The sequence below is a fragment of the Janthinobacterium paucivorans genome (assembly GCF_051380805.1).
Taxonomy (GTDB): domain Bacteria; phylum Pseudomonadota; class Gammaproteobacteria; order Burkholderiales; family Burkholderiaceae_D; genus Janthinobacterium; species Janthinobacterium lividum_D.
The window spans coordinates 52535-67749 of the sequence record NZ_JBNYXR010000005.1; the positions used below are offsets into that span (position 1 = coordinate 52535).

Consider the following 15215-nt stretch of genomic DNA (forward strand, 5'->3'; position numbering starts at 1 on the left):
CGGCTATGGAACGCACAACACGTCAAAAAACCGCTATTCAAGCCGCCATAGAATCGGCCCAGCGCCCGCTGTCGGCGCAGGAAATCCTCGAACAGGCCAGCTTGCAGGTGACGCAACTGGGCATCGCTACCGTCTACCGCAACTTAAAATCGCTGGTGCTGGAAGAAAAAGTGCACGTGGTCACCTTGCCGGGCGAAAACCCACGCTATGAGTCGAACACGGCCGCCAATCACCATCACCACCATTTTCAGTGCAGCACGTGCCAGCGCGTGTTCGATGTGCATGATTGTCCGGGCGACTTGAAGCGCATGGCGCCGCAAGGCTTTGTCGTCGAGCGCCACGAGTTGACGCTGTACGGCCGCTGCGCCGACTGCAATGGTGCCGCCGCTGCCACGGTGGTGTCAACGGGCGCCGCCCCGCACGCCTGCGCCAAGGGTCACGACCCGGCCTGAGCGGGCTGGCGGTCCGGCTGGGCACGGGTGCACAATGGCCTTGCCTGGCGTAATTGCTACACCCCATATCACGTATAATCTTCCCTTTAAAGCTGCCGCCACTCTTTGCCAAAAAAACATGAAATCATCTGAAATCCGCGACAAGTTCCTCAAATTTTTCGAATCCAAGGGCCATTCCATCGTCCGTTCCAGCTCCCTGGTGCCAGGCAACGATCCGACCTTGCTGTTGACGAACAGCGGCATGGTGCAATTCAAGGATGTGTTTACGGGCACGGACAGCCGTCCGTACACGCGTGCCACCTCGGTGCAGCGCTGCGTGCGCGCCGGCGGCAAGCACAACGACCTGGAAAACGTCGGCTACACGGCGCGCCACCACACCTTCTTTGAAATGCTGGGCAACTTCAGCTTCGGCGACTATTTCAAGCGCGATGCGATTCACTACGCGTGGGAACTGCTGACCAAGGTGTATGGCTTGCCGGCCGACAAGCTGACGGTCACCGTGTACATCGAAGATGACGAAGCGTATGACATCTGGGCCAAGGAGATCGGTGTGCCTACCGAGCGCATCATCCGCATCGGTGACAACAAGGGTGCGCGTTACGCTTCGGACAATTTCTGGCAGATGGCAGACACGGGCCCATGCGGCCCGTGCACGGAAATCTTCTACGACCACGGCGCCGACATTGCTGGCGGCCCGCCGGGTTCGCCGGATGAAGATGGCGACCGCTTCATTGAAATCTGGAACCTGGTGTTCATGCAATTTAACCGCGACGAAGCGGGCGTGATGCACAAGCTGCCCAAGCCTTGCGTCGATACGGGCATGGGCATGGAGCGTCTGGCAGCGGTGCTGCAGCACGTGCATTCAAACTATGAAATCGACCTGTTCCAGCATTTGATCGGCGCTGCCGCGCGCGAAACGGGCGCCACTGACTTGGAAAACAAGTCGTTGCGCGTGATCGCCGACCACATCCGCTCCGCCGCCTTCATGATCGTCGACGGCGTCATTCCTGGCAGCGAAGGGCGCGCCTATGTGTTGCGCCGCATCATCCGTCGCGCCTTGCGCCATGGCCACAAGCTGGGCCAGACGAAACCGTTCTTCTACAAGCTGGTGGCCGACCTGGCCAGCGAGATGGGCGGCGCCTATCCCGAGCTCGAAGACGCCAAGGACAACGTTGCCAGCATGCTGAAAGCCGAGGAAGAGCGTTTCGGCGAAACCCTGGAAACGGGCATGAAAGTACTGGAAGCGCAACTGTCCAAGGATGCCACTGGCATCGACGGCGCCACCGCCTTCACCCTCTACGAAACCTATGGCTTCCCGCCAGACCTGACAGCCGACATTTGCCGCGAACGCAATATCACGTTCGACCAGGCAGGCTACGACGTGGCGCTGAAGGAAAGCCAGGAACTGTCGCGCAAGGGCGGCAAGACGCACAAGGATAGCAAGGTCGAGTACGCGGGCGAGAAGAATAAATTCGTCGGCTACGATCAATTGACGTTCAGCAGCAAGGTCGTGGCGCTGTATGCAGCCGGCACGCCGGTGCAGCAACTGAACGCCGGCGTGGCGGGCATCGTCGTGCTCGACACCACGCCGTTCTACGCGGAATCGGGCGGCCAGGTGGGCGACCAGGGCGTGATCGCCACGGGTGCGGGCAGCTTTGCCGTCAGCGATACCCTGAAAATCCAGGCTGACGTGTTTGGCCACCATGGCGTGCTCGAATCCGGTGTGTTGAAGGTGGGCGACGCCGTCTCGGCCGAAGTCGATACGGCCAAGCGCGCACGCACGATACGCAACCACTCGGCCACGCACTTGATGCACAAGGCCTTGCGCGAAGTGCTGGGCAGCCACGTGGCGCAAAAGGGGTCGCTGGTCGATCCGGATAAAACCCGTTTCGACTTTAGCCACAATGCCCCGATGACGGCCGAGCAGATCGCGGCCGTGGAAACCATCGTCAATAAAGAGATCCTGGAAAACCGTGCCACGCAGGCGCACTTGATGTCGTTTGACGATGCCGTCAAGCATGGCGCGATGGCATTGTTCGGCGAGAAATACGGCGACGAAGTGCGCGTGCTCGACATCGGCAGCTCGAAAGAGCTGTGCGGCGGCGTCCATGTGCAGCGCACGGGCGATATTGGCCTGTTCAAGATCATCGGCGAAAGCGGCGTGGCCGCCGGTATCCGCCGCGTCGAAGCGGTAACGGGCGAGGGCGCGCTGGCGCTGGTGCAAAGCATCAACCGCCGCCTGGTCGAAGCGGCCAACACCCTGAAGGCGCAGCCGGAAGAGCTGACGGCGCGCATCGTCCAGGTGCAAGAGCATGTGAAGGCGCTGGAGAAGGAATTGGCCGCGCTGAAATCGAAACTGGCTTCCGGCCAGGGCGATGAACTGCTCACGCAAGCGGTCGATGTGAATGGCATCAAGGTACTCGCTGCCGTGCTGGAAGGCGCCGACGTGGCCCGTTTGCGCGAAACCATGGATAAGCTGAAGGACAAGCTGAAGACGGCTGCCATCGTGCTCGCCAGCGTCGCTGACGGCAAGGTCAGCCTGATCGCCGGCGTGACGGCGGACGCCACTTCCAAGGTCAAAGCGGGTGAGCTGGTGAACTTCGTTGCACAGCAAGTGGGCGGAAAAGGCGGCGGACGCCCCGATATGGCGCAAGCGGGCGGCACCGATGCCAGCGGTCTGGCGCATGCCTTGGCAGGCGTGCCGGCCTGGGTCGGCGAACGCGCAAGATAAGGCGTAAGCTAGCAGGCATGCGGGGTTTTTATCCCTCAGCGCCTTGAAAACGGCCCGCAGACGATGTTTGCGGGCCGTTTTGCCGTGTGCAATCTCGTTGTGACACCACAACAGCCGATGAACTATTTTGGTGCAGCGCGTCAATGCCCCTGATTTAGAGTAGTATGTCGAAAATCAGTACAACAAAACAATGCTGGGATATTGATGATGAGCGACACACTACTAGATACCGAGATTATGGAATTTCACAAAGAGCTCGACGCGCGGGGCTTGAATTGCCCGTTGCCGATTCTAAAGGCGAAAAAAGCTTTGTCAGAGCTGCAGAGTGGTGAAGTACTGCGCATCATGGCAACCGACCCCGGTTCCGTGCGCGACTTTCAGGCTTTCGCCAAGCAAACGGGCAATGCCCTGCTGTCGCATGTACAGACGGGTACCGAATTCGTCTTCCTGATGCAACGCAAATAATTGTGCCAGCCGGGGCCGCCGTGGCGCGGCCTGGTGAATACCCTGCCGCGTCTTTTTCACGTCTTTTTGCTGCCCTGCAGCGTAGCGGCAGACTACCTTGAAATCGTCGAAGCTGCACAGTTTAGATGGATTGTTCTAACAAAAAATCGCACGATCGTGCTTAAATTCGGTTCAGGATTCAAATTTCTCTTATAATCGAACGCAGAATCAGCACTTGATCCGTCATTTTTATATTTTCCCAAAGGCATAGCTATGAAAGTCTTGGTACCCGTCAAACGCGTGGTCGACTATAACGTCAAAGTCCGCGTCAAGAGCGACGGCACTGGCGTCGATACCGCCAACGTCAAAATGTCGATGAACCCTTTCGATGAGATCGCGCTGGAAGAAGCGATGCGCTTGAAAGAAGCCGGCAAGGTCACTGAAGTGGTCGCCATCTCCTGCGGCGTGACGCAGTGCCAGGAAACCTTGCGTACCGCCATGGCCATCGGCGCCGACCGCGGCATCCTGGTAGAAACGACGACCGAACTGGAACCGCTGGCAGTGGCCAAGCTGGTCAAGGCTCTGGCCGACAAAGAACAGCCGCAACTGATCATCCTGGGCAAGCAAGCCATCGACGACGACAGCAACCAGACTGGCCAGATGCTGGCAGCCTTGCTGGGTTGGCCGCAAGCCACGTTCGCCTCGAAAGTCGTGCTGGAAGATGGCAAAGTGACCGTCACGCGCGAAGTCGACGGCGGCCTGGAAACGCTGGCATTGACCTTGCCAGCGATCATCACCACCGATTTGCGCCTGAACGAGCCACGCTATGTGACTTTGCCGAACATCATGAAGGCGAAGAAAAAGCCGCTCGAGACCGTCAAGCCGGAAGACCTGGGCGTCGACGTTGCGCCGCGCCTGAAAACCCTGAAAGTCGTCGAGCCAGCCAAGCGCTCGGCCGGCATCAAGGTAGCGGACGTGGCCACCTTGGTCGCCAAGCTGCGTACCGAAGCCAAAGTCATCTGAGCGGTTTGCCGCCAAAACATAAAATCCGGGGTCAGACCCGCCGGGGGTACCAGTTCCAATGGAACTGATACCGATCTCGAAGAGACTGACCCCGGCACTTGCTAACTATTAGGAATAATCATGGTCGCATTAGTTATTGCTGAACACGACAACGCTACCTTAAAGGGTAGCACCCACCACACCGTGACAGCCGCTGCCCAGTGCGGCGGCGACGTGCACGTGCTCGTTGCTGGCTCGAATGCATCGGCCGCTGCCGCTGCCGCCGCGCAGATCGCCGGCGTGACGAAAGTCATCGTGGCCGACGCGCCTTACTTTGCCGACGGCCTGGCCGAAAACGTGGCCGAGCAAGTGCTGGCCATCGCCGGCAACTACAGCCACATCCTGGCGCCAGCCACCGCCTACGGCAAGAATATCTTGCCGCGCGTGGCCGCCAAGCTGGACGTGGCGCAAATCTCGGAAATCACCAAGGTCGATACGCCTGACACCTTCGAGCGGCCGATCTACGCCGGTAATGCCATTGCCACCGTGCAATCTGGCGACAAGGTCAAGGTCATCACCGTGCGCACCACCGGCTTCGACGCCGCTGCCGCCACCGGCGGTTCGGCTGCCACCGAAACCATCGCCGCCGTGGCCGACGCGGGCAAATCGGCCTTCGTGGGCCGCGAACTGGCCAAGTCCGACCGCCCTGAACTGACCGCCGCGAAAGTCATCGTGTCGGGTGGACGTGGCATGGGTTCGGCCGAGAACTTTCATATCCTGGAACCGCTGGCCGACAAGCTGGGCGCCGCCATGGGTGCGTCGCGCGCTGCCGTCGACGCCGGCTTCGTGCCGAACGACTGGCAAGTGGGCCAGACGGGCAAGATCGTTGCGCCATCGCTGTACATCGCCGTCGGTATCTCGGGCGCGATCCAGCATCTGGCCGGCATGAAAGACTCGAAAACCATCGTTGCCATCAACAAAGATCCGGAAGCGCCAATCTTTTCCGTGGCCGACTACGGCATCGTGGGCGATCTGTTCGAGATCGTGCCGCAACTGGTCAACGAACTGGGTTAATTCAGCCCGATCCGGTTTTGTGTAGAGCGTATCGCGGCAGATGTAGTCATTTGCCGCGATACGCTCCGACTACAAAGCCACGCCGGCCCGCCCCACACGGCGGGCCGCGCGTGGCTTTTTTCTTGGAGAAAAGAAGATGAGCTATCAAGCCCCGCTGAAAGACATGTTGTTCGTCATGAACGAATTGGCCGGCCTGGCCGAAATCCACACCTTGCCGGGCTGCGAAGACGCCACGCCCGACACGGCCGAGGCCGTGCTGGAAGAGAATGCCAAATTCTGCGGCGGCGTGGTGGCCCCCCTGAACTGGCCCAGTGACAAGGAACCGAGTTTTTGGCACGACGGTCAAGTCACTACCTCGAAAGGCTTCAAGGAAGCCTTCAAGGCCTATGGCGAAGCAGGCTGGCAGGGTGTGCAGCACCCGACGCAATTTGGTGGCCAGGGCTTGCCCAAGCTGCTGGCGACGCCCTGCATCGAAATGCTCAACTCGGCCAGCATCTCGTTTGCCCTGGTCGCCCTGCTGTCCGATGGTGCCATCGAAGCACTGTTGACGGCCGGCAGCGACGAGCAGAAGGCTGTCTACCTGGAAAAGCTGGTGTCGGGCAAGTGGACCGGCACCATGAACCTGACGGAGCCGCAAGCGGGGTCCGACCTGGCCGCCGTGCGCACGCGTGCCGTGCCGCAGGGCGATGGCAGCTATAAAGTCTTCGGTACCAAGATTTACATCACCTATGGTGAGCACGACATGGCGGAAAACATCGTTCACCTGGTGCTGGCCCGCACGCCGGACGCGCCCGCTGGCGTGAAAGGCATTTCGCTGTTCATCGTGCCGAAGTTCCTCGTCAATGCCGACGGCAGCCTGGGCGCGCGCAACGACGCCCATTGCGTGTCCATCGAACACAAGCTGGGCATCAAGGCCAGCCCGACAGCGGTGTTGCAGTTCGGCGACCATGGCGGTGCCATCGGCACTCTGGTAGGTGAGGAAAACCGCGGCCTCGAATACATGTTCATCATGATGAACGCCGCCCGTTTCGGCGTCGGCGTGCAGGGCATCGGCCTGGCCGAGCGTGCCTACCAGCAGGCCGTGGCATTTGCCAAGGACCGCGTGCAGTCGCGTGACCTGACGGGCTCGCCTGGCCCCGTTTCCATCATCCACCACCCGGACGTGCGCCGCATGCTGATGTCCATGCGCTCGCAAACCGAGGCGGCGCGCGCGCTGGCCTACGTGGGCGCGGCCATTAGCGACGTGGCGCACCATCATCCGCAGGCGGACGTGCGCGCGGAAAGCCTGGCGACCTATGAATATATGGTGCCCATCATCAAGGGCTGGGCCACGGAAATGGCGCAGGATGTGACGCGCGACGGCGTGCAAGTGCATGGCGGCATGGGCTTCATTGAGGAAACAGGCGCCGCCCAGCATTACCGCGACGCCAAGATTCTCACCATTTACGAAGGCACGACGGCGATCCAGGCAAATGACCTCGTGGGCCGCAAGACGGTGCGCGATGGCGGCGCTGTTGCCAAGGCGATCATCGCCCAGGTGCGCGCCACGCAAGCCCAGCTGGGCGAGCTCTCCGGCGCCGACTTCCAGGCCATGCAGCGCCACCTGGCTGAAGGCAGCGCCGCGCTCGAAGCGGTGGTGGAATACGTGGTGGCGAACATGAAGACGGACATCAAGGCCGTGTTTGCGGGCAGCGTGCCCTATTTGAAACTGGCCGGCATCGTGCTCGGTGGCTGGCAAATGGCGCGCGCGGCCATCGTGGCGCAACAAAGGCTGGAAGAGGGCAGTGGCGACGTCTCGTTTTACAAGGCAAAAATCGCCACGGCGCGCTTCTTTGCCGACCACATCCTGTCACAAGCGCCGGGCTTGCGCGCCAGCATCATCGACGGCAGCGCGGGCGTGCTGGCCATGTCGGAAGAGCAGTTTTAATCTTAGCCAACCCAACTGCAAATGCCGGGGTCGGACCCTGAGGGTCCGACCCCAGTCCTTGCTTTTGGGTTCGGCTTATCTTCTGACAATGCCATTGCCCGAGTTGCGTACCAGGTCGCCAGCAGCCAGGCCAGGGTCTTGGTCAAACGCGAAATCGGCCTTGGCCCCTGTTTCATACTGTACCGTGACGGTCCAGGTCTTGGCATTCTTCATATGGCCTTCGACTTGCTTGCCGGCGTAAGCACCGCCAGCGGCGCCTGCCAGGGTGGCCAGGTCCTTGCCTAGCCCGCCACCGACCTGGCGGCCCAGCAGGGCGCCCGCCACGCCGCCGCCTATCATGCCCAGCGCCCCGCCTTCGCCCGCTTTGTCAGCGACGTTGACCGCCAGCACCTTGGCGCAATCGGCGCAGATTTGCTGCGGCTTCTTGGAGGGCTGGCTGGCGTAGGAATTGCCTGCTTTCTGCGCAGCCTTGGCGTCGCTGATAGCCTGCTCGTGTTCGCTCTTCGCGTCGCGCAGGCATTGCATGCGCGCTTTCGAGCTGCTTTCTTCTGCGCACAATTTCTTGTCATCAGCATAGCGCGTGCTCGCTTGCTGCGTGTCGTAGGCGTATTGCGCCTTCGGCGAGAGATTTTGCGCGAAGGCGGAAGTGCTGAACAGGGCCGTGATGGCCACTGCGATGATGTATGGGCGACGCAGCATGATTTTCTCCTGAAGGGGTGTGGCAGTAATGTTGGTATTCTGAGTGCAGTATAGAAGTAAATCATGATTGCTTACCAATACTTACATGTGCGTGCCGGGCGCCGAAAATGTCGCTATTCCTATGTAAAAATTAGCCGTAGGCGCCGCCTGTGTACAGCAAGTCGAACAGCCGCGCCATGGTGGCGATCAGCACGCCTGCGCCTAGCATCAAGGTAGCGACCAGCACCACGGCCAGGGGCCAGCCCGTGTCCGACAGGCGGCCAGAGGCGGCGTTGTAGCGCGCATCCCACTTGTCATCCGGCATCAATCCCAGTACCAGTGCTTCGAGGAAGCCGATCAGGGCGGACAGGACAAGGGGCAATATCTGGTAAAACCAGTCGGCTTGGGGAAGCAGCTGGTGCAGCAGCAGGCTGGCGGGCAGGGCGGTCATGTGTAGCCATCCCCAGCGGTCCTTGGCGCCATGCAGATAGAAGCGGTGCGCACCCAGCATGCCCAGCAGGAAGGCGAGCAAGGTGGTGCCTGCCTTGTTCTTGTGCGACTGTTGCAAAATGCTTGCGGTGGTCATAAGATTTTAGAGTTGCTCATCGGTAAAGATTGCCAGTATCGGTCATTGCCTGTCGCAACGATAGCACTTTCATGTGCCGTCCAGGCGGTGCTGTCGCGCAATGGCACCGGCTTGGCGCACCGGCGTGGCGTTGTCGGCACGATACACGCACGCGGCTATTGCGTCTTCGGTCATGACTGGTCATAATGTTTGATTAGCCCAAATTACACGCCCGTCATCATAACGCTTGCTGCCTGGCGGTAAAGCGCGCTATAATTTGCGGCTTTTTCCGCCTCAGCACACTTTTTGGAAATATTATGGTCGTTATTCGTTTAGCTCGTGGAGGCGCCAAGAAGCGCCCGTTCTTCAACATCGTCGCTACTGACTCGCGCAATCGCCGCGATGGTCGCTTCATTGAGCGTATCGGTTTTTACAACCCGATGGCGCAAGGTGGCGAAGTTCCACTGCGTATCACCGCAGACCGTCTGGCCTACTGGCAAGGCGTTGGCGCACAATTGTCGCCAACCGTTGCTCGCTTGGTAGCCAGCAACAACAAAGCAGCAGCTTAATTAGATCACTGGTTTGACGGTCAAGACTGCATCCGGGGTGAAAGTCCCCGATGACCTGGTACAGGTAGGCTATGTCTCCGGTGCCTATGGCATTGCTGGCGGCGTAAGGATCACTCCTTTCTCCGACGACGCGGATGCATTATTAAGCGTCAAAACCTGGTGGTTTGATAAACCGACCTTGCATGATGTTCAAGTCAGGCAAGCGAAGTTACACGGCGGCGACGTCGTGGCCCAGCTGGTGGGTGTGGTCGGGCGGGATGCCGCAGAAGCGCTGAAAGGTGTTTCTGTGCAAATTCCGCGTAGCCATTTCCCGACGCTGACGGCCGATGAATTCTATTGGTCCGATCTGATCGGGCTGACAGTCGAGAATTTGCAAGGCGAGTGCCTTGGCACAGTGCACGACATGATGAGCAATGGTCCGCAGTCGATCTTGCGCGTTACGCCCGTTGCAGATGCTGATGCCGATGAGACCGTTGAAAAGGCGCCTGAGCGCCTGATCCCGTTTGTTGGTCAGTTTGTCATTAACGTTGACAAGGCTGCCAGCAAGATCACGGTCGACTGGGGCCTCGATTATTAAACCGCCTGCGCATCATTTTGCGCCGGGCAAACTTTGCCGGATGGTGAGCGATGCAATTTGATGTCGTGACCCTGTTCCCGGAAATGTTTGCCGCGCTGACGCAGTCGGGTGTGACCCGGCGTGCCTTCGAGCAGGGTAAATGCGGCTTGTCGCTGTGGAATCCCCGTGATTTCACGACCGACAATCACCGTACCGTGGATGACCGCCCTTACGGCGGCGGCCCCGGCATGGTGATGATGGCGCGCCCCCTCGAAGCGACAATCAATGCCGCGAAGCAACGTCAGGCCGATCTCGGACTGGCGTTACCCCGCGTGGTGTTTATGTCGCCGCAGGGTCGCGCGCTGACGCACGAGCGCGTCACGCAGTTGAAAGCCGAACCTGGCTTGGTGATCCTGTGTGGCCGTTATGAAGCCGTAGACCAGCGTTTGCTTGAGCGCTGTGTCGACGAGGAAATCAGTGTTGGCGACTTTGTCCTGTCGGGCGGTGAATTGCCCGCCATGGCGCTGATGGATGCGGTGATACGCCTGTTACCCGGTGTGTTGAACACCGAGGCATCGGCCGTCGAGGATAGCTTCGTCAATGGCTTGCTCGATTCGCCGCACTACACGCGGCCGGAAACCTATGAAGGCATGGCCGTGCCGCCCGTCTTGATGGGGGGTAATCATGCCGAGATCGTCAAGTGGCGCCGCCAGCGCATGCTGGAAGCGACCGCGACAAAGCGGCCTGACCTGCTGGTCAGTGCGCGTGCCGCCGGCTTGCTCAGCAAGACCGACGAAAAATTCTTGGCCAGCCTGTAAGTTGTCTCCGGACGGCCTGCAGGGTGGCCAGTAGTGCCGGGCATGTTGCCCATATTGTGTTACCCATCCTCTACCGGGCGGATACTTGCTATCCACAGTGCGCCGGCATGATGGTTTTCGGAGTTATAAAATGGACTTGATTCAACAATTAGAGCAGGAAGAAATTGCTCGTCTGGGTAAAACCATTCCTGAATTCGCACCAGGCGATACCGTTATCGTCAGCGTCAACGTAGTCGAAGGTACGCGCAAGCGCGCCCAGGCTTACGAAGGCGTCGTTATCTCCCGTCGTAACCGTGGCCTGAACTCGAACTTCATCGTTCGTAAGATCTCGTCCGGCGAAGGCGTTGAGCGTACGTTCCAACTGTACTCGCCGCTGATCGCTTCGATCGAAGTGAAACGCCGTGGTGATGTTCGCCGCGCCAAGCTGTACTATCTGCGTGAGCGTTCGGGTAAATCGGCGCGTATCAAAGAAAAATTGCCAAATCGCCGCGTTGTGGCGAAAGCAAGCGCGTAATATCAGCGTCTGCGTTGGGAAAAGGGGTGCCTCGCGGCGCCCCTTTTTTTATTGATGGCGTTGTGATGAGAGAGATAGCAATGGCGATAGCATTTGATCCGCAGCAATTAGCCATCGATTCGATCGCCGGCGAGGCGGCGCTGGACGCCATGCGCCTGACGCCGGACTGGTTGCGCCAGCGTCTGGCCTATCCGCCTCACTGGCAGCCCGAGATGACTCAGGATTTCCTCTCCGTGCGCGCCATCCCGGTGCGCGCCGCTGTGCTCATTGCCATGGTGCAACGGCCGCAGGGTTTGACCATCTTGCTGACCTTGCGCACGCAGCACCTGAGCAGCCATGCGGGCCAGGTCAGCTTTCCCGGTGGGCGCCGCGAGGCGTTCGATGGCTCGTCCGTGGCCACGGCGCTGCGCGAAACGCAGGAAGAGGTGGGGCTGGCGAGTGAGCATATCGAAGTGCTGGGCTGCCTGCCCGACTATCTGACGGGCACCGGCTACCAGGTCACGCCCGTGGTAGGCTTGGTCATGCCGCCGTTCGAACTGCGCGCCGACCCATCCGAAGTGGCGGAAATCTTTGAAGTGCCGCTGGCCTTCCTGATGGATGGTCTCAACCATCAGCGCCTGTCGGTGGAATTGCCCGGCGGACGGCGTTCGTTCTACGCCATGCCGTACGAGCGTTTCTATATTTGGGGTGCTACGGCGGGCATGCTGCGTAATCTGTTTCACCTCTTGCGCGCGTAAAATGGTGTCCCGCACGTAATAAGTTTGATTCCAGCACTGCACTGCGCTATCGTAGCGGGCATTGCGGCATTGCTGAAAAAGACAAAAAGGACGTTTGATGACATTTCTCTCCATACTTTGTGCATTGCTGATCGAGCAGCTCAAACCTTTGCGCGCGGACAATCCGATCTACGCCGAAATCAAGAGCCTGGCAATGCGCATGGAGACCTGGTTCAATGCCGGCCATGCCAGCCATGGCCGCATGGGCTGGTTCCTCATGATCGGCGCGCTGATGCTGCCGACGGCTGGCGTGTATTGGCTCTTGCAGCATTATCAGTTGTCCCTGCTGGCCTTTACCTGGAACGTGCTCATCGTCTACCTGACGCTGGGTTTCCGTCATTACAGCCACTACTTCACCTCCATCCAACTGGCCCTGAGCGCCGGTGACGAAGCGACTGCGCGCACCTTGCTGGCAGACTGGACCAAGCTCGACACGGTGGGCATGGAAGCGAGTGAGATCGCCCGCATCGCCGTGGAAAAAGCCCTGATCACGACGCATCGCAACGTGTTTGGCGTATTCTTCTGGTTCCTCATGCCGCTCGGCCCTGCTTGCGCGGTCATGTACCGCGTGGCCGAATACCTGGCGCGTGCCTGGAATGAACCTGAGCACATGCGCAATGAAGCATTCGGCCAGTTCGCCGCGCGCGCCTTTTACTGGATCGACTGGATCCCCGTGCGTCTGACGGCCGTGGCGTTTGCCGTGGTCGGCAATTTCGAGGATGCCATCTATGCCTGGCGCAATTTCGCCCAGCGCTGGCAGGACGAAGCTATCGGCATCATCCTGACGGCCGGCGGCGGTGCCATGGGTGTACGCCTGGGCACGCCAGCGGAAACGGCAGCGCGCGTGCTGGTGACGCCGGACTTGGCCGTCGATGACAGTGACAGCGAAAGCGATATCCTGCCCGGCGAAGAGCCGGGCGCGCGCGCCTTGCAGAGCACGGTGGGCCTGGTATGGCGCGCCTTGCTGCTGTGGATGCTGCTGCTGCTGTTGATGTCGGGTGCTGTTTTCCTCGGCTGACAAGGGCGCTAAACGCGTGCATACGCGCTATCCATGCGCCTTGCGCGTGGAACGGGGTTACAATAGGGGCTGGCGCACGACGCCTGCCGGCCCCTGTTGGCAAGGGCAGGGTAGATCGAGGTAGAACCCAAGTCTTCTATAAGATATAATACTGGCTTACCGCAGCAAATGTAGTTGAATTACCAGCCCGGCATACCCACCGGGGCCATTCACGCAATCCAGTCCCGACAAGCCACATGGCCGAGTTATCTCAAAAAACAGGGGAACTCTCAGACGAGTTCTTCATCCTTGGTCTCACCAGCAATGGCAAGCAATTCCGACCCAGCGATTGGGCCGAGCGCCTTTGTGGAGTGATGTCCTGTTTTAATCCCGAAGGTGGCGGGCGCAATGCGCACCTCCAGTATTCGCCCTACGTGCGCCCGACTGTCGTCAATGGCGTCAAGTCGGTGGTGGTCAACACCAAGCTGCGCGAGATCGAGCCGATGGCGTTTCACTTCGTGCGCGAGTTCGCCAAGGATAACGACCTGCAGATCGTCGAAGCCTGCTTCCTGCCGCCCCCCGAAGAAAAGTAAGACCCGTTTATTTGATCTCGTGTGTGGCCTGCCATGGCGACGTCTGCATCCTGCATCCTGCATCCTGCAAAGTGCCCATCGCCAGCGTGACATGAGCATGCCACTAGCGGCACTGCTGCTGCGCCAGCATCATCTGGGCCACCTGAGCGTGGCTATCCCTCAAATAACGAGCGCGTGCCCGTCGGCATCCTCACCGACCGCGATACGGTCATTTCAGCGTCATTTAATCATCATTGCCGTGATGGCCCTGGCCCTTGATCCCGCCAGCGTGCTGCTGTCTGTGCGTGGCGCTCGCCGACTCTTGCTGTAGGTGGACGACCGCACCGCGCCCGCTGCCGAATGAATAATATTGGATTTTGCTGCGATGCGCAAAACTGCATTGCGCCGCCCTCTATATATTTTTTCGGGGCCCGCCATATAATCGCCGCCGACGAGCTCCCCATTGCCGTGCTAATAACAGTCGTGTTGCGGGCATATATATTGCACTGCAATAAGTGCTGCTATCTGGTATTGGGAAATGCGCGCCGCTGGTATTAATTGGTACTTAATTCGGCCACGAAGTCATACATATCGCCGCGGAAGTAGGAGCGGCAAAATTCCACGGCGCGGCCATCGCGCAAAAAACCCAGCCTTTCCACCGACAAGCCCGCGTCGCCTTCTTGCGCCTGCAGCAGGCTGGCTTGCTCTCCCGTCAGTAACAGCGCGCTGAGGCGCTGCAAGGCGCGCACCGGCCGGTTGCCCGCCTGTTCCAGCGCGTCATACATGGAGATGTCGACGGCGTCGAGTGACGGCAGGCAACTGGCGACGATGGTGGCGTATTCCAGGCACATCGGCACCTCGTCGGCATAGCGGATGCGGTGGAAGCGGTACACGGGCGCGCCCGGCGACAGCCGCAGGCGCAAGGCCTCTTCAGGCGTGACCGTGCCTTCTGCGCGCTTGAGCCAGACACTGCGCGGCGTGCGTCCGCGCGCGCGCATATCCTCGGAAAACGAGGTCAGCTTGGCGAAATTTTTCTCGATGCGCGTATTGATGAAATTGCCCGAGCCGGGGCGGCGCACCAGCAAGCCCTCGCTGACCAAGCCATCGATGGCCTTGCGCACGGTGATGCGCGAGACGGCCAGGTCGCTGGCCAACTGGCGTTCTGCCGGCAGGGCTTCTTCTGGGCCGAGGATGCGCTTGTCGATCGCTTCACGCAAAGCGCGCTGCAGTTGCTGGTACAGGGGCAGGCTACTCGTCTGCCCCAGGCCTTGCATGATGTGAGCCAGGGTTGTCATACGCTGAGGGTCTCCGTTACGGCGCGTTGCAGACGCGCTCTGTATCTGTTTTGTGTCGCTGGATAATACCAAAAAAGACCGTTATAAAACCAATTTGAATTGTCCTTCCGGCAATTTGAGCGCGCCTCACTGGTATTTATTCGCGCTTGCAAGGGCTACACAGCGATTGAGCTGAAGTGGTGTGTGTGATTCAAACAACGTTATAAAAAATAAGTTGTAACTGGTAGTGTTCTGGTATTGGATAG

Annotated in this window: 16 protein-coding genes; 13 read left to right on the plus strand and 3 right to left on the minus strand. The window is 59.7% G+C overall.

The window, feature by feature from the left end; translation table 11 throughout:
- Window positions 1-5 precede the first annotated feature (5 nt).
- The 6 genes from ACQ4V8_RS07755 (at window position 6) to ACQ4V8_RS07780 (ending at window position 7630) form a co-directional block, all read left to right on the plus strand.
- The gene (locus ACQ4V8_RS07755) at window positions 6-452 is read left to right on the plus strand and encodes a Fur family transcriptional regulator (RefSeq protein ID WP_010395505.1); all 447 of its coding nucleotides are present in this window, start codon (window positions 6-8) and stop codon (window positions 450-452) included.
- Window positions 453-570: 118 nt separating this feature from the next.
- Entirely contained in the window at window positions 571-3183 is a 2613-nt protein-coding gene (alaS, locus tag ACQ4V8_RS07760) for an alanine--tRNA ligase (protein ID WP_010395507.1), read from the plus strand.
- Between the two features lie 207 nt (window positions 3184-3390).
- The gene (locus tag ACQ4V8_RS07765) at window positions 3391-3648 is read left to right on the plus strand and encodes a sulfurtransferase TusA family protein (protein ID WP_225317265.1); all 258 of its coding nucleotides are present in this window, start codon (window positions 3391-3393) and stop codon (window positions 3646-3648) included.
- 252 nt (window positions 3649-3900) lie between these two features.
- Complete coding sequence (locus ACQ4V8_RS07770) at window positions 3901-4650, plus strand: electron transfer flavoprotein subunit beta/FixA family protein (RefSeq protein ID WP_010395512.1); 750 nt, start codon at window positions 3901-3903, stop codon at window positions 4648-4650.
- Window positions 4651-4770: 120 nt separating this feature from the next.
- Window positions 4771-5703 (plus strand): electron transfer flavoprotein subunit alpha/FixB family protein, encoded by a 933-nt coding sequence (locus tag ACQ4V8_RS07775; protein WP_436571192.1) that lies wholly within the window; start codon window positions 4771-4773, stop codon window positions 5701-5703.
- A 136-nt stretch (window positions 5704-5839) separates the two neighbouring features.
- Entirely contained in the window at window positions 5840-7630 is a 1791-nt protein-coding gene (locus ACQ4V8_RS07780; RefSeq protein WP_010395516.1) for an acyl-CoA dehydrogenase, read from the plus strand.
- 75 nt (window positions 7631-7705) lie between these two features.
- Here ACQ4V8_RS07780 and ACQ4V8_RS07785 read toward each other — a convergent pair whose 3' ends face one another.
- Both ACQ4V8_RS07785 and ACQ4V8_RS07790 read right to left on the minus strand, forming a co-directional pair.
- Entirely contained in the window at window positions 7706-8329 is a 624-nt protein-coding gene (locus ACQ4V8_RS07785; RefSeq protein WP_010395521.1) for a glycine zipper 2TM domain-containing protein, read from the minus strand.
- A 130-nt stretch (window positions 8330-8459) separates the two neighbouring features.
- A complete protein-coding gene (locus ACQ4V8_RS07790; protein ID WP_196855332.1) occupies window positions 8460-8894 on the minus strand; it encodes an NINE protein in 435 nt (144 codons plus the stop codon).
- A gap of 296 nt (window positions 8895-9190) precedes the next feature.
- Here ACQ4V8_RS07790 and rpsP point away from each other — a divergent pair, with 296 nt between their 5' ends.
- The 7 genes from rpsP to ACQ4V8_RS07825 all read left to right on the plus strand — a co-directional run bounded on the left by rpsP (window position 9191) and on the right by ACQ4V8_RS07825 (window position 13696).
- A complete protein-coding gene (rpsP, locus tag ACQ4V8_RS07795; protein ID WP_010395524.1) occupies window positions 9191-9442 on the plus strand; it encodes a 30S ribosomal protein S16 in 252 nt (83 codons plus the stop codon).
- Between the two features lie 13 nt (window positions 9443-9455).
- Window positions 9456-10019, plus strand: coding sequence for a ribosome maturation factor RimM (rimM, locus tag ACQ4V8_RS07800; RefSeq protein WP_010395525.1), 564 nt, complete (start codon window positions 9456-9458; stop codon window positions 10017-10019).
- 50 nt (window positions 10020-10069) lie between these two features.
- A complete protein-coding gene (gene trmD, locus ACQ4V8_RS07805) occupies window positions 10070-10816 on the plus strand; it encodes a tRNA (guanosine(37)-N1)-methyltransferase TrmD (protein ID WP_010395527.1) in 747 nt (248 codons plus the stop codon).
- A gap of 130 nt (window positions 10817-10946) precedes the next feature.
- Entirely contained in the window at window positions 10947-11330 is a 384-nt protein-coding gene (rplS, locus tag ACQ4V8_RS07810) for a 50S ribosomal protein L19 (RefSeq protein WP_010395528.1), read from the plus strand.
- Window positions 11331-11410: 80 nt separating this feature from the next.
- Window positions 11411-12067 carry a CoA pyrophosphatase gene (locus tag ACQ4V8_RS07815; protein ID WP_436571193.1) on the plus strand — a complete coding sequence of 219 codons (657 nt, stop codon included), beginning with the start codon at window positions 11411-11413 and terminating at the stop codon, window positions 12065-12067.
- 97 nt (window positions 12068-12164) lie between these two features.
- Window positions 12165-13124 carry a CobD/CbiB family protein gene (locus ACQ4V8_RS07820; RefSeq protein ID WP_436571194.1) on the plus strand — a complete coding sequence of 320 codons (960 nt, stop codon included), beginning with the start codon at window positions 12165-12167 and terminating at the stop codon, window positions 13122-13124.
- Window positions 13125-13360: 236 nt separating this feature from the next.
- Window positions 13361-13696, plus strand: a complete 336-nt coding sequence (locus ACQ4V8_RS07825; protein WP_029496213.1) for a DUF3579 domain-containing protein — start codon at window positions 13361-13363, stop codon at window positions 13694-13696.
- A 533-nt stretch (window positions 13697-14229) separates the two neighbouring features.
- Here the strand turns inward: ACQ4V8_RS07825 and ACQ4V8_RS07830 are convergent.
- Complete coding sequence (locus ACQ4V8_RS07830; RefSeq protein ID WP_010395533.1) at window positions 14230-14970, minus strand: GntR family transcriptional regulator; 741 nt, start codon at window positions 14968-14970, stop codon at window positions 14230-14232.
- Window positions 14971-15215 lie beyond the last annotated feature (245 nt).

Coding starts and splice junctions, on each gene's coding strand:
- trmD (WP_010395527.1), top strand. CDS start 10,070: ATGCAATTTGATGTCGTGACCCTGTTCCCGGAAATGTTTGCCGCGCTG.
- rplS (WP_010395528.1), top strand. CDS start 10,947: ATGGACTTGATTCAACAATTAGAGCAGGAAGAAATTGCTCGTCTGGGT.
- ACQ4V8_RS07820 (WP_436571194.1), top strand. CDS start 12,165: ATGACATTTCTCTCCATACTTTGTGCATTGCTGATCGAGCAGCTCAAA.
- alaS (WP_010395507.1), top strand. CDS start 571: ATGAAATCATCTGAAATCCGCGACAAGTTCCTCAAATTTTTCGAATCC.
- rpsP (WP_010395524.1), top strand. CDS start 9,191: ATGGTCGTTATTCGTTTAGCTCGTGGAGGCGCCAAGAAGCGCCCGTTC.
- ACQ4V8_RS07765 (WP_225317265.1), top strand. CDS start 3,391: ATGAGCGACACACTACTAGATACCGAGATTATGGAATTTCACAAAGAG.
- ACQ4V8_RS07775 (WP_436571192.1), top strand. CDS start 4,771: ATGGTCGCATTAGTTATTGCTGAACACGACAACGCTACCTTAAAGGGT.
- ACQ4V8_RS07755 (WP_010395505.1), top strand. CDS start 6: ATGGAACGCACAACACGTCAAAAAACCGCTATTCAAGCCGCCATAGAA.
- ACQ4V8_RS07780 (WP_010395516.1), top strand. CDS start 5,840: ATGAGCTATCAAGCCCCGCTGAAAGACATGTTGTTCGTCATGAACGAA.
- ACQ4V8_RS07785 (WP_010395521.1), bottom strand. CDS start 8,329: ATGCTGCGTCGCCCATACATCATCGCAGTGGCCATCACGGCCCTGTTC.
- ACQ4V8_RS07815 (WP_436571193.1), top strand. CDS start 11,411: ATGGCGATAGCATTTGATCCGCAGCAATTAGCCATCGATTCGATCGCC.
- ACQ4V8_RS07825 (WP_029496213.1), top strand. CDS start 13,361: ATGGCCGAGTTATCTCAAAAAACAGGGGAACTCTCAGACGAGTTCTTC.
- ACQ4V8_RS07830 (WP_010395533.1), bottom strand. CDS start 14,970: ATGACAACCCTGGCTCACATCATGCAAGGCCTGGGGCAGACGAGTAGC.
- ACQ4V8_RS07770 (WP_010395512.1), top strand. CDS start 3,901: ATGAAAGTCTTGGTACCCGTCAAACGCGTGGTCGACTATAACGTCAAA.
- ACQ4V8_RS07790 (WP_196855332.1), bottom strand. CDS start 8,894: ATGACCACCGCAAGCATTTTGCAACAGTCGCACAAGAACAAGGCAGGC.